This window comes from Candidatus Zixiibacteriota bacterium, from assembly GCA_040753495.1.
In the GTDB taxonomy this organism is placed as follows: domain Bacteria; phylum Zixibacteria; class MSB-5A5; order GN15; family PGXB01; genus DYGG01.
In genome coordinates, this window is sequence record JBFMEF010000037.1 from 16239 (window position 1) to 29937 (window position 13699).

Sequence of the window (13699 nt, forward strand, 5' to 3'; positions counted from 1 at the left end):
TTGAGGACAAACTCAGTGTGTCGAGACCTCGCCGGCATTAAAAGGAATAATTCCTTCTCTCGTATCAAGCACCAATCGTCCCAGGGCATCTATATCTATTACGGTGCCAGTAATGGTTTTACGACCCATTTTCAGCTTTATTTCCTGATTGAGCAGGGCGGAGTATCGGAGAAGGCTCTTGCGGGCTTCTTTGAGGCCCGATTTGCGAAAGACAAAGTATTCTTTCTCAAAATTCCGCAGAAATCTTTGCAGAAATTCCCGGCGATTGACCTTCTCTTTGGTTCCGATACGGACGGAAGTAGCCGTTTCCCGCAATTCCGGCGGAAAATCGCTTCTTTTCTGATTCAGATTGACACCGACTCCAACTATCACATATTCGACCCGGTCGAGTTCAGCTGAAAGCTCTGTTAGAATTCCGGCCGCTTTCATTCCGGAGATGAGAACGTCATTGGGCCATTTTATCTTGACGTCGATATCATCGTATGAATTAATAGTCTCCGCCAACGCCACCGCCGTCATCAGAGAGATTCCGGGAGCCTGAGTGGGGTGAATTTTCGGGTAAAGAATCAGCGAGCAGTAGAGGCCGACCTTTTCCGGAGAGTGCCATTCCCGTCCCAGCCGTCCCCGCCCGCGGGTCTGATGTTCCGCAATCACCAGGGTTCCTTCGGGGGCTTTCATTGCCGCCAGTTGCGCCGCTATGGTATTAGTCGATTGAACAGTCTGATACGCATAAATCTTGCGGCCTATCATCTTGGTCCCGAGATGGTAGGCGATTTCTGCTGAGAGATAACTGTCGGGGATGCCCGTAAGGGTGTATCGTCCATTCCGGTCAGCTTTGATGGTGTACCCCCAGCTGCGTAACTCGCTTATTGCCTCCACCACGTTTTCCGGGGAGCATTTGAGTTCTTTGATCAAACGCTTCGGCTCCACCGGCTGGCCTATTTTCTTGCGCAAGAATATCAGAACCCGGTCGGCGGTCGTTTCCGGATTGAAGGGATTCATTTTACCGTGAAAACTCCATTGAAAAATCAGAGGACGGGGCCGAATGCGTTAAGGCGCCGATAGAGATGAAATCAACGCCGCTTGCCGCTATGGCTGCAATATTGTCCAAGGTAACATTCCCTGACGCTTCCAGAATCACTTTTGGCTGAAGCGACCGGGCAGTATCGACTAATTTCTTTAAGCCATCGGGGGTCTGGTTATCCAGCAGTAGCCTGCCAATTCCGCAGGCGAGCGCCTCTTTCAGTTCCGCCTCTGAGGTCACCTCCACCTCTATTTCAATATCATCCGGCTTTGTCACAAACTGCTCCTGGAACTCCTGGCTCCGCAGGAAATTGCGGAGACTTTCCACGGCGGCGGTAATCGCGCCGGCGGCGGCGATATGATTGTCTTTGACCAGCGCCATATCATAGAGTCCGTAGCGATGATTCTCGCCGCCTCCACAGGTAACGGCATACTTTTCCAGATGGCGCAATCCCGGGGTCGTTTTGCGTGTGTCCAGAATCTTTACTCCGCTTCCCCTGGATTTCTCCACGAATTTTGATGTCAAGGTGGCGATTCCCGAAAGATGCCCCAGGAAATTAAGCGCCGTCCGCTCGCCGGTGAGAAGAGCCCGCCGGTTTCCCTCAATAATCGCTATTTTATCGCCGCGCCGAAAAGGCTGGCTGTCATACTTAAGACATTCCATTTTCACCTTCGAGTCGAGCTTGGAAAAGACTGTCTCCACCAGCGGCAACCCCGCTAAAAAGCCATCCGATTTGGCGACAATCTCCCCTTTTCCCGCTCCGTCAGGAAGGCAGCCGAGCGTGGTGATATCGCCCGGACCGATATCTTCCATCAGAGCCAGTTCCACCTGGCGCTCGATTATGTCGTCGATAACAGTCATGCTATAGAGATTACCAGTTGCATAAATAGACTTTCATTATAATCATTTCGTCATTCCTTTTCCAGCGAGATTTTGCTTCCGGAGGGAAGGTCGAGAGTGCGAATCGGGAACGGTATGACAATCCCCTCTTCCCTGTATCTCTTCTGTATCCCCTTTATAAATTCATGCTTTATAAGATACTGATTGACATATTCCCGAACCCTTAAAATGACGCTGAAGTTGATACTGGAGTCGCTGAAAGTATGATACCGAATGAACGGTTCAAACTCCGCTATGCCGCCTTCGACCGCCCGTTCCGCCTCCCGCGCTACTTCAATCGTAACCCTTTCCACCTTTTCCAGGTCACTGTCGTACGCCACCCCCATCTGCACGATGACCGACATCTCTGTCTCCGGCAGGTGATAATTGGTGGTGATGGTGGTCGCCAGTTTGGAATTGGGGATTATGATAAAATTATTCGAAAGCTGCCTGATGGTCGTGCTGCGCCAGGTGATATCGGTGATATAACCCTCCTGATTGTTTTCCAGTTTCACATAATCTCCGACTTTCAGTTTTCCCGCCAGCAGAATATTCAGCCCCGCGAAGAGATTGGAGAGGGTATCCTGAAGCGCCAGCGCTACCGCCAGACCGCCGACGCCAAGGGCAGTCAGGAGCGGCGTTATTGAAATATTCAGAGTTTGCAGGATAATCATCACGCCGATAGACATCACCACTATCTTCGCGAGAATGGAGAATATGGACGTTGCGAAAATTTCTCCTTTGACCTCGGAGGAGTATATCCCGATGAAACCGCTGACAATCGAGGATGCCGCAAAAGTGACTGACAGAATCACCAGAACCAGGAGAGCTTTTTGAGCGATGGCGTGGTATTCCGGCGAGAGATGAAGCATAGGCAGCGCGGCGTATAGTCCAATAATAATCGCCCAGATGATAATTTTCCCGCGGAGTCCCTCGACAATGACATTGTCCCCTTTCCAGTGGGTTTTCTCCACCATCTTGCGAAGGCGAGTATTGACAAAGGTCTGGATTATCAGTCCGATAAGTACGGCGACGCCGAAGGTAATTGCCGGCGCAATGAATTTTTCGAGTCCTTTCAGTTCTGGATTCATGTTTCCTCCAAATAAAGTGAGCGTGGAAGAACCTTGCCGCAAAATAAACGGTTATCGCGATATGTCAAGGAGTAACGGTCTTTCCAGGGCAATGCCAGAAGGCACTCTGCGCTCTTTGAAAAATGGATTTGGCATCGGCCTGTAAATAGCATAATATTCCGCTGTTATGCCGTTTCTGTTGCTCTCTTTTCTCGGCTGGCTCTTTTTGGCCTTATTTGCGCTGCTTTTCTTAATAATAGCCGGCTGGGTTATCTTTGAAATGCTCGACCTTCTGGGATATATCAAGAAGAGTTTTGAATACGATTTGAAACGACGCCGAAAAAAAGAAAATGACCGCGATACCAGATCATAACCGGCGGTATATTCAATTGCATTAACCTGTCATCTTCATTACCTTCACAAAAAAATCGGAGAGGTGAGGATTGATAACAGTCGCTTTCCATGGCGCTGCCGGAACTGTTACCGGCTCCAAATATCTGGTGACGGTAAATGAGCAAAAAGTCTTGGTCGATTGCGGCATGTTTCAGGGCGCCAAGGCGCTCCGTCTTCGCAACTGGGAGCCGTTGCCGTTTGCCCCTGCCGAAGTTGCTGCTGTCATCCTGACCCATTGTCATATCGACCATGTCGGATATCTGCCCCGAATGGTCAAAGCCGGATTTGAGGGACCGGTTTATTGTACGCCGCCGACGGTGGAACTGAGCAGTATCGCTCTCCTTGACACGGCCCATCTGCAGATGGAAGATGCCGAGTATCGCAACAAGAAAAGAATCTCCAGTCATCCGGTAGCCCTGCCGCTTTTCACCGATGTCGATGCCGAGGCTGCTATCCGTCTTTTCCAGGCCGTTGGCTATGATGACTGGTTCGACCTGCCGCCGGGGATTCGTTTCCGTTTCCATGACGCCGGGCATCTCCTCGGAGCTGCCGGTGTCGAAATGGTCCTCAATGACGGCGCCAAAGAGCGCACAATCTTTTTCTCTGGCGATGTCGGGCGATACGGCAATCCTCTGACCACCAACCCGTCCCGGCCTCCGGAAACCGATTATCTCATCTGCGAATCGACCTACGGCGGGAAAATGCATCCCCCGGAAGACCCCACATTTGAGATTATGAATCTCATCAAGGAGACCGTGGAGCGGAAAACGGTGCTTCTGATTCCGGCCTTCGCTGTCGGCCGAACACAGCAGTTGATTTATCTTATCAATGACCTTGCCCGCAATAACCTTGTCCCGCCAATTGAAATTCATGTCGATTCCCCTATGGCAATCGAAGCGACCGATATTTACGCCAAATATAAATCGTACCATGTTATCCCTTCCCGGAATCTGGAAGGGGAAAACAATATGCTCAAAGGCCCCAATGTCTTTTTTCATAAAGACAAGAAATCATCCCAAACATTAAACCGGCTGCGCGGACCTGCGGTCATAATTTCGGCAAGCGGGATGCTTGCCGGAGGAAGAATCCTGCATCATCTGCTCAACCGCCTCATCGACCCTAAGGTTATTGTGGCGCTGGTCGGTTTTATGGCCGAGGGGACGCTGGGGAGAAAACTTCTGGATGGAGAGAAAGAGATTTATATCCATAAGACGCTGGTGCCGGTGCGTTCAAAGTTAGTTACGATTCAAAGCCTTTCGGGGCATGCTGACTATTATGAAATTTTGCACTGGCTGGAATCATACAGCAAGAAACCGCGGAAAGTGTTTGTGACACACGGCGAGATTACCCAGTCGGAAGGGATGGCGAAGCATTTGATGGAAGAAAAAGGGTGGGACTGCGTAATACCGTCACTGGACGATGTTTTTAGTCTGGATAAAATTTAGAGTAAAGATGAATACTGTCAACGCGCCGTCGGGAATCATTCCCGACGGAAGTTCCGGTAGGGAGGAAACCAGGCTGGCTTGTCGGTGGCGGGCGACCCGGCCAGTTCAAGAATGGCAATGTCACCCTAAGTTCTCCAATGAAAGCGGGAACGAGTTGGGTTTGGACAAACTTTGCTGGAGGTAATATGAAAAATAGCTTATTCGCGGCAATTGTGATTTTCGGAGTTTCTTCTTCGCTTGCGGCGGACGATATCTCCCAGCCCTCACTGAGGGATTCTTCATCCCCTGCAATTACGGCGAAAACGAAGCAAACAGAGATAGCGGAAGCATCATCCCGTTTCATTCAGCGCTTCCAATCGGCTCTTAAAGGGGAGCTGATGGCGGGAATGAAGGCGGGCGGGCCGGTCGGGGCGCTTGATATCTGCAAGATGGAAGCCCCTAAAATCGCCGCCGCCCATGCCCACTCCGGATGGAGTATCAAACGGGTCAGCGACCGCAATCGGAATCCCCAGAATCTCCCTGACTCGGTTGAGGCCGAAATTCTCAACCGAATCATAGAAGGGAAAGCGACTCCGGCGGCTTTTGGTCACTGGGTCAGACCGGACAGTTTGTATCAGTATTATGCCCCTATTGTTACCGGCAAACTCTGCCTCAACTGTCATGGTGATGCCGCCTCTCTGGCATCGGGCGTCCCGGAAAAACTGAAAAAACTCTATCCTGATGACCGGGCGGTCGGTTACAAGGAAGGGGATATTCGGGGGCTGTTTGTGGTGGAGGTCAAGTGGCCCGACGGGAGAGAATATATGGAGCAACTTCTGGCTGACTCGACCCTGGCGGAGTAGGCGGGATTGAGAATTTCTCCGCGGATGGGGCGGCAGCGACCGTAAATGCTTGAGAACGATTGGAGAAGAAATGTCTGAAAATAAACGAATGGTTCTGAAAATCGCCGGCATGCACTGCAACGGTTGCGCCATGTCCGTAACCCGGGTGCTGAAGAAAGTGACCGGGGTGGTGAGCGCCGAGGTACATCTTTCGTCAAACACGGCGGTGGTGGAAGCGGGAGAGGATGTGACATTGGACGCCCTGACCGCGGCCGTAAAGAAAGCAGGGTACAAGGCAGAGGGGGCATGAGGTCACCGGATTTGATAAGTCGGTTCCTTGATTATGATATATCAGTAATTCAACAGCGCTATTTGTATGCCGCGGCGGTGAAGCTACTTTCGTCAATGCTTCCTCGAAATTTCAAATCGAAAAGCGCCAGCCGCAATAGAAGTCGCGGTCGGTCTCATCAGGAGGGCAGCCCAGACATTCCGTCTTGATGCGCGGGTCGATGGCGCGGGCAAATTCGGTATATTCCACGATGCCGACCGATTTACAGGGGAAGAGGGGAAGGTTCTTCCGCTTCCGTGCCGATTGGACACGGCAATCGACCATTTTGAAGACGAAATAGTTTTGAGTTTCTTCGGTGATAGACTGCTCGTTGAGAAAGGCGTACAGGCGGAACCCGAGCGCTTTCTTGAGGGCCTCCAGTCCGCCGCCTGGAGGGATTTTGTGCCGCTCCATTATCCGCTTGGCTTCGATTCGGGTGAATTCCGCCCAGGCTTCGGTATCGAGCTTGATAGCGGTTGCCATGCTGCATTCTCTTTCGACCGCCTGAAACCAGAGGCCGTCGTGAGCAAGCCAGTTTTTGGCAAAATCGACCAGCATCGCTTCAAGGGTTTCGCGGTCGAGAGATTTTAAATGAGGGTTCATACCATCCTCTCAGATTTCGAGTCATTTTCGCCGGTCGGTCGGCGACGTCGTCTTGGGTCAAAAGGTGAACCGGCTTAAAGAGACGGTCCATTTGTTGAGAGGGAATTTAGCAAAAAATCTTGTTGCATAAAAGAGGCATTTGGATAAATTCTTCTCTATGAGGCGGAAAAGCAGGAGAACTGAATTCGGCGGTATCGATATGGCGCCCCTGAGCCGACTGTCGAACAATGAAAAACGTATGCGGCGGCTTATGTTTCGCCTGCTTCTGATATTATCCGTCATCTTTATCGTCTATGCCGTCTTCAACAGCAACAGCGGCTTTATCCAGATTTACAAACTGAAAAAGGCGCAAAACGAACTAATAGCGACTAATCATCGGTTGCTGGTTAAACTGATGAATGCCGAGATCACCAAGAGAAGACTTCACGACGATATCGGGTATCTGGAATATATCGCCCGCAGCAAGTATAACATGTCGCTTCCCGGCGAAGTAATCTATCGCATAACTGAATAGAGCCGATGCCCCAGGTTCGTTCCGAAGGGATCATCCTCAAAATAGTCAACTGGAAAGAGAACTCGCGGATTGTCACCTTTTTCACCGACAACGCCGGGAGGCAGTCGATAATTGACCGGGGGGGGCGCTCTTTTAGAAGCAAACGGGGGCGGCTGCAGAGTTTCAGCCTTCTGGATATCGGGTATTTCAAGTCGGAAAAATCGGGGACCGGGTATCTCTCCGATGTCGAGCCGCTGGAGCAGTTTTCATTTGAAAAAGAGGGGACTCTGGGTCGTCTGGCATTCGCCTCGGCGGCGCTGGAGATATTAAACGATTTGCTCGCCGAGGATGAGCCGCATCCGGAGCTGTACCATCTGACAGTTCAATTCTTACGGCTTACCGACAGAACGCCAAAGGGGGGGCTATATGGGCTTTTTATCGCTTATTTTCTGAAGACTCTCTCCTATCTGGGGTATCGTCCCAATTTCGCCGGCTGCGTGGCTTGCGGCAGAGGAAAAGAAACGGCCTTGCTGAAAAACGGCGCCTCGGAAAGGGAGTTCTTTCTCTTTTCGCCGGAACGGGGCGGGATAGTCTGCCCGTCTTGCCAAATGATGGGAGAGTATTATATTAGGCTTCAATTTGAGCATCAGGAGATGATTTATAGTCTGCAGACGGCGTCGCTGGCGGAAGCGGCGGCGGTAAGAGTGCGCCTTGGCGATGGTGATGAGATTCTGGAGTTGTTGACGTCGTTTTTTAAGTATCAGACCGAAGCGAAGGAGTTGAAGTCGCTGAAGTTTTTGGAGAAGTTGCGTAAAGCGAAAATATGAATTCCGTCAGGAGAGACTCCTGACGGCGCGAGAAAGTTTTTGGAGAAGTTGAAGAGAGTAGGTCGAAATCCTTCTTAGGTTTCGACATCGATTCCGTCAGAGTCCGCCAGAGGCGGACTGACGGCGCGAGAGAGGATATGAAATATCCTTCACTGTCATTCCCGTGAAGACGGGAATCCAGAACCGGTTCGAAATCCCGCCAGTGGCGGGAGGTTACGACGCCAATTCGTTCAGACTATTTCGAAACTACGGTTTCGACCGGCGAAGAATGTAATTGATTATTGTATAGGATACTGAATGGCAAAGAAAAATCCAAATGACGACAAGATGGAGCGGCTGGTCTCGCTGTGCAAACGGCGCGGTTTTGTCTTTCCCTCATCCGAAATCTACGGCGGACTGAATTCCTGCTGGGATTACGGCCCGCTCGGAGCGGAACTGAAACGGAATATCAAGACCTTCTGGTGGGAGGCGATGACCGCCCGCCGGGATGATATCGAAGGGCTCGATGCCGCGATACTGATGCATCCGCAGGTCTGGGTGACCTCGGGACATGTGGCGGAGTTTCATGACCCGCTGGTCGATTGCAAGAGTTGCAAAGCCCGCTTCCGCGCCGATGATGTCGCGGGGAAGAAGAATTGTCCCAACTGCGGGAACGCGACCCTCACCGACGCTCGTCAGTTCAACCTGATGTTCAAGACCTTTATGGGACCGGTGGAAGATAATTCATCGGTGGTCTATCTCCGTCCCGAAACCGCCCAGGGAATTTATGTCAATTTTCTGAATGTCAAGAATTCCTCGCGGCAGAAGATTCCGTTCGGAATCGCGCAGATTGGGAAGGCGTTTCGCAACGAAATTACGCCGGGGAATTTCATTTTCCGGACCCGCGAGTTCGAGCAGATGGAGATGCAGTTTTTTATCCACCCCTCAGAAGACGAGAAATGGTTTGAGTACTGGCGGGAGCAGCGCTGGAACTGGTATCTGGAGCTGGGGATAAAGAAAGAAAAGATTCGCTGGCATGAGCATGGGCCCGGCGAACTGGCGCATTATGCCAAAAAGGCGTACGATATCGAATATGAGTTTCCTTTCGGCTGGAAAGAGCTGGAAGGGATTCATAACCGGACCGACTTTGACCTCTCGCGTCATCAGCAGGCGACCGGAAAAGACTTGACCTATTTTGACCAGCGGTTCACCGAGAAATTTGTCCCTTTTATCATAGAGACCTCGGCCGGCTGCGACAGAACATTGCTGACGGTGTTGATTGATGCCTATGACGAGGACTCCTCAAGAGGAGAAAAGAGCTCGGTGCTTCGCTTCTCCCCCAGAATTGCGCCGATAAAAGCGGCGGTCTTCCCACTTGTCAATAAGGACGGGATGCCGGAGATTGCCGAGAAGATTTTTCATGACCTCAAGAAAAAATTCAAGGTTTTCTATGACGATTCCGGGTCGGTGGGACGTCGGTACGCCCGGATGGATGAGGCCGGGTGTCCGTTCTGCATTACCGTTGACGGGCAGACCAAGGAGGATGAGACGGTGACGATTCGCGACCGGGATACAATGGTGCAGGAGCGTTACAAGATAGCGGAGCTGGAGGATATAATAGGAAAGAAGATAGGTTAGGACAGAGGTAAGCATAGTTTCAAAACCCAGGAGTTATTTTTACCTGCTCGGCTGACAGTGGTTGAAATCACAACCTTAAAATGAGGACACAATGAAATTTCTCCGTCAATTCCAAGCAATTATCTTTCTGATGCTTCTGGTATGCCCATCATGTCTACGGGCGCAGGAGAATGTAACAACAACAGATGACCCTTACCTCTGGCTGGAAGAAGTACAAGGGGATAAGGCGCTGGATTGGGTGAAGAGCCATGATGAGGCGACCATGCAGGCGTTCCAGAATGACACCAATTTCCTAAGTTTCCAGAAAGAAGCGCTCAAGATTCTCAATGCCGACGACCGGATACCATACGGCTCCTACCGTGGAGGATATATCTACAATTTCTGGCAGGACGAAGAACATGTGCGAGGAATATTGAGGCGGACGACGCTGGTGGAGTATAAGAAGACAGAACCGGAGTGGGAAACGCTTCTCGACATCGACAAATTGAATCAAGACGAAGGGAAAAGCTGGGTGTACGCCGGCTCGTACAGCGTGCCGCCGGCATACGACAGGTGTCTGGTGATGCTTTCTGACGGCGGGCGGGATGCGGTTCAGATTCGCGAGTTAGATTACAGCACCAGGAGTTTCGTGAAGGATGGTTTCTATCTTCCGGTTGCCAAGAGCGGCGCACTCTGGCTTGACAGCAACACGCTTATTATCGACACCGATTTCGGTCCGGGATCTCTGACCGAATCAGGGTATCCCAGGATTGTCAAACTCTGGAAGAGAGGGACGACTCTGCCAGAGGCGGTGACTTTACTGGAAGGGGAAGAGACCGATGTTAGCGCTTCGGCTTATGTCGTGCATCGACCGGAAGGGAATGTCATGTATGTCAGCCGCAATGTTTCTTTCTGGGAATCGAAGCGATGGCTGGTCGATGAGAAGATGGAGAAGACTGAAATCCCGATACCAGATGACGCCGAAATCGAGACATTCTTCAAGGGGTATATGATAGTTAGACTGTTTTCCGATTGGCTGGGATTTCAGGAAGGGTCCCTGATCGCCTTGAAAACAAGCGACTTGAGTGCAGAAGACATGCAATCGAGGATTGAGCTAATTTATGCACCGGATGAGATAAGCACTATCAAGGGAGTCTCGACGAGCGAGGATTACCTGTTAGTCTCAATATTGAATAATGTGAAAGGGAAACTCCTCTATTTCAAATTACCCGTGACCGGTGAAAGACAGTGGAGAAAGGGGGAGGTGAGACTTCCCGAGGCCGGGTCGATAGGGGTTCAGTCGACCAATAATTTCACCAATATCGTATTGGTCACTTATGAGGATTTCCTCTCGCCAACAAAGCTGTATCTATTGCAGGATCCGGAGTCGAATCCGGAAGAGATAAAATCGCTGCCAGATTGGTTTGACGCGGCGAATATGCAGGTGGCTCAGTATGAAGCGAAGAGCAAAGATGGGACGATAATACCATACTTTCTGGTCTCGAAGAAAGACTTAAGCCTCAATTCCCAGAATCCAACTCTTCTTTACGGCTACGGTGGCTTCCGGAGCTCCCAAACGCCTTACTATTCAAGAATGCAAGGCAAATTCTGGCTTGAAAAGGGCGGGGTATTTGCGCTGGCAAACATCAGAGGGGGCGGTGAATTCGGCCCGAAATGGCACAAGGCGGCATTATTGGAGAACAGGCAGAAATCGTTCGATGACTTCATCGCCGTGGCGGAAGACTTGATAGCCCGAAAAATCACATCGCCGAGAAATCTGGGGATAATGGGCGGGAGCAACGGGGGATTGCTGGTTGGAGCGGTCTTCACGCAAAGACCGGAGTTATTCAATGCGATCGTCTGCCAGGTCCCGCTACTGGATATGATTAGGTATACGAAACTGGGAGCGGGAGCGTCCTGGGTGGGAGAGTACGGCGACCCGGCAATACCGGAGCAGAGAGCCTTTATCGAGAGATATTCACCGTATCAAAACCTTAAACCGGGAGTGAAGTATCCGCAAGCGCTATTCGTAACATCGACATTGGACGACCGGGTTCATCCGGGACATGCCCGGAAGATGGCGGCGCGAATGGAGGAGCTCGGTAATCAGGTCTATTTCTATGAAGAGACCGAAGGGGGACATGGCGCCTCGGCGGATAATATTCAACGGGCGAAACGGCATGCGCTGGAGTATTCTTACCTCGTGCGGATGCTATTCAATTAAGCAGCCAAAGAGGAAAATGTCCCCTCAATCTCCGACATTAACAGGAGACTGAGGGGATTTTCATTGTTCCCGAATTTCATATGGTCAGCCAGAAATCGCGGGGGTAGAGATATAGAATCGTTGCATTCGATTCTGCTTGCCTAATCGGGATTAATATATATTATAAAAATTAGAGGAGCGAATTTTGGATTCCGGCTTCGGGGGCAAGAGATGGAGGAATATGGATTACAGTCGAGATAGATTGCTTCGAGAAGCAGAGGAATTGATGGCGCTTGCCGGCTCGTCGAGCAGCCTGGAGGTTGTGCGCGAGCGGCTTTTTGGCCGGGTTACTCGATATCAGTTCGATGTTTTTGACGAGAGACATCTTCCAACAATAAATAATATCGTTCGGGTTCGCGACTGCGCCCGGGCGATGCGCTCCATACTGAGGATTCAGTCAGACCGCATGGCCGGTTTCAGTGTCACGCGGGCGCTTATGGACATCAGCAATGGCAAGCCACGGCCCGACCTGGGGCCCGGATTTTATGCCGAGTTGATTCATATGGTGCAGGGGATGCAGGGACGCGGCCCGGGACTGGCGCCATCAGATTTTGTCCGCCGTCAGAAGCTAACCGGCCGCCGCGCCGCCATCGCCCGTTCACGCGAACTTGACCGGGTCTGGATGAAGGTAGGGGCTTTCATGGCGCGATACCGTCATGGGCTGGAGGAATCCACAATTGAGATACGCAACAACAGGAGAGACAAGATTCGCGCGGTTCTGGGGGGAACGCTGAAGGAATGGTATGACTGGCGCTGGCAGGTGAAAAAAGTTGTCAGGGACATTAGTCTTCTCCGAAAGCTGGTTCCGCTGAGTGAAGAAGAAGAGGCGAATATCGCAGCGGCTTTAAGGGCTCGTCTTCCCTTTGGAGTAACTCCTTATTACCTATCGCTGATGGATCATCAAGGATATGACCACGCCATTCGCGCGCAGGTCTTTCCGCCATCGGATTATGTCGAGATAATGGGGGCAAACCGGGGAAAAAGAGAGTGCGCCTTTGATTTTATGCTGGAGCAGGATACGTCGCCGGTAGATTTAGTGACACGGCGGTATCCTTCCATTGTGATATTGAAACCGTACAATACCTGTCCGCAGATATGCGTTTACTGCCAGCGGAATTGGGAGATTGAGACAGCCATGGCGCCCGGTTCGCTGGCGCCATCACAGAAAATAAAGCGGGCGCTACGATGGATTAAGGCGCATCCGGCAATAAATGAAGTTCTGATAACCGGAGGCGACCCGCTGGCGTTAAACGACCGGACAATCGAGGCAATTCTCAAGCAGGTGTCGGAAATTGACTCGATTGAGCATATTCGTATCGGCTCGCGTACTCCCGTGACCATGCCGATGCGTATCACCCCGCAACTGGTGGCTATGCTCAGGAAATATATCTTTCCTTTGAAGCGCACGATTTCGCTGGTGACCCATATTGAACACCCCTATGAGATAACGCCGGAACTGGCGACAGCGGTAAATATCTTGCGCAATGCCGGAATACCGGTCTATAATCAGCAGGTATTCACATTTTACAATTCCCGGCGGTTTGAAACGGCGCTTCTGAGAAGGCTGCTCCGCAATATTGGAGTGGAACCTTATTATCTTTTCAACGCCAAAGGGAAGAGTGAAACTCGTCAGTATATCGTGCCGATAGCGCGGCTGCTTCAGGAGGTGAACGAAGAAGCCCGTCTTCTGCCAGGCTTGAGCCGGACCGATGAGCCGGTTTATAATGTTCCGGGACTGGGGAAAAATTATCTGCGCGCAAGGCAGCATCGCGACCTGGTTTCGATTCTGCCAGACGGCTCCCGGGTTTATGAATTTCATCCCTGGGATAGGAATCTGGCGGAAAGGAAAAATTACGTCGGTATTGACGCCTCCATATTTTCCTATCTGGAACGTCTAAAGGAGACAGGAGAGGATATCGAGGAGTACGAGACGATCTGGTACTATTATTGACCATGT

At 51.2% G+C, this 13699-nt stretch carries 13 protein-coding genes; 9 read left to right on the forward strand and 4 right to left on the reverse strand.

Annotated features, from left to right (window positions below):
• Positions 1-12 precede the first annotated feature (12 nt).
• From AB1690_01990 to AB1690_02000, 3 genes are read right to left on the reverse strand one after another with little or no spacing between them, the layout of a single operon-like run.
• On the reverse strand, positions 13-1002 hold the full coding sequence (locus AB1690_01990; GenBank protein MEW6014071.1) for a biotin--[acetyl-CoA-carboxylase] ligase: 990 nt from the start codon (positions 1000-1002) through the stop codon (positions 13-15).
• 1 nt (position 1003) lies between these two features.
• Entirely contained in the window at positions 1004-1885 is an 882-nt protein-coding gene (nadC, locus tag AB1690_01995) for a carboxylating nicotinate-nucleotide diphosphorylase (protein MEW6014072.1), read from the reverse strand.
• Positions 1886-1935: 50 nt separating this feature from the next.
• The gene (locus tag AB1690_02000; protein MEW6014073.1) at positions 1936-2994 is read right to left on the reverse strand and encodes a mechanosensitive ion channel family protein; all 1059 of its coding nucleotides are present in this window, start codon (positions 2992-2994) and stop codon (positions 1936-1938) included.
• Between the two features lie 166 nt (positions 2995-3160).
• Between AB1690_02000 and AB1690_02005 the strand changes: the two genes are divergently transcribed.
• The 4 genes from AB1690_02005 to AB1690_02020 all read left to right on the forward strand — a co-directional run bounded on the left by AB1690_02005 (position 3161) and on the right by AB1690_02020 (position 5942).
• Complete coding sequence (locus AB1690_02005; GenBank protein MEW6014074.1) at positions 3161-3346, forward strand: hypothetical protein; 186 nt, start codon at positions 3161-3163, stop codon at positions 3344-3346.
• 70 nt (positions 3347-3416) lie between these two features.
• Positions 3417-4811 (forward strand): MBL fold metallo-hydrolase, encoded by a 1395-nt coding sequence (locus tag AB1690_02010; GenBank protein MEW6014075.1) that lies wholly within the window; start codon positions 3417-3419, stop codon positions 4809-4811.
• Positions 4812-4996: 185 nt separating this feature from the next.
• Entirely contained in the window at positions 4997-5653 is a 657-nt protein-coding gene (locus tag AB1690_02015) for a DUF3365 domain-containing protein (protein MEW6014076.1), read from the forward strand.
• A gap of 70 nt (positions 5654-5723) precedes the next feature.
• Positions 5724-5942 (forward strand): heavy metal-associated domain-containing protein, encoded by a 219-nt coding sequence (locus AB1690_02020; GenBank protein MEW6014077.1) that lies wholly within the window; start codon positions 5724-5726, stop codon positions 5940-5942.
• 111 nt (positions 5943-6053) lie between these two features.
• On the opposite strand, the gene AB1690_02025 is transcribed toward AB1690_02020, so the two are convergent.
• Positions 6054-6563: a DUF6125 family protein gene (locus tag AB1690_02025; protein MEW6014078.1), complete on the reverse strand. Its 510-nt coding sequence runs from the start codon at positions 6561-6563 to the stop codon at positions 6054-6056.
• A 157-nt stretch (positions 6564-6720) separates the two neighbouring features.
• Between AB1690_02025 and AB1690_02030 the strand changes: the two genes are divergently transcribed.
• From AB1690_02030 to AB1690_02050, 5 genes are all read left to right on the forward strand, one after another.
• Positions 6721-7077 (forward strand): septum formation initiator family protein, encoded by a 357-nt coding sequence (locus tag AB1690_02030; protein ID MEW6014079.1) that lies wholly within the window; start codon positions 6721-6723, stop codon positions 7075-7077.
• Between the two features lie 5 nt (positions 7078-7082).
• Positions 7083-7883, forward strand: a complete 801-nt coding sequence (gene recO, locus AB1690_02035; protein ID MEW6014080.1) for a DNA repair protein RecO — start codon at positions 7083-7085, stop codon at positions 7881-7883.
• 297 nt (positions 7884-8180) lie between these two features.
• Positions 8181-9500 (forward strand): glycine--tRNA ligase, encoded by a 1320-nt coding sequence (locus tag AB1690_02040; protein MEW6014081.1) that lies wholly within the window; start codon positions 8181-8183, stop codon positions 9498-9500.
• A gap of 91 nt (positions 9501-9591) precedes the next feature.
• Positions 9592-11703: a prolyl oligopeptidase family serine peptidase gene (locus AB1690_02045; protein MEW6014082.1), complete on the forward strand. Its 2112-nt coding sequence runs from the start codon at positions 9592-9594 to the stop codon at positions 11701-11703.
• Between the two features lie 220 nt (positions 11704-11923).
• Positions 11924-13693 (forward strand): KamA family radical SAM protein, encoded by a 1770-nt coding sequence (locus AB1690_02050; GenBank protein ID MEW6014083.1) that lies wholly within the window; start codon positions 11924-11926, stop codon positions 13691-13693.
• Positions 13694-13699: the final 6 nt, after the last annotated feature.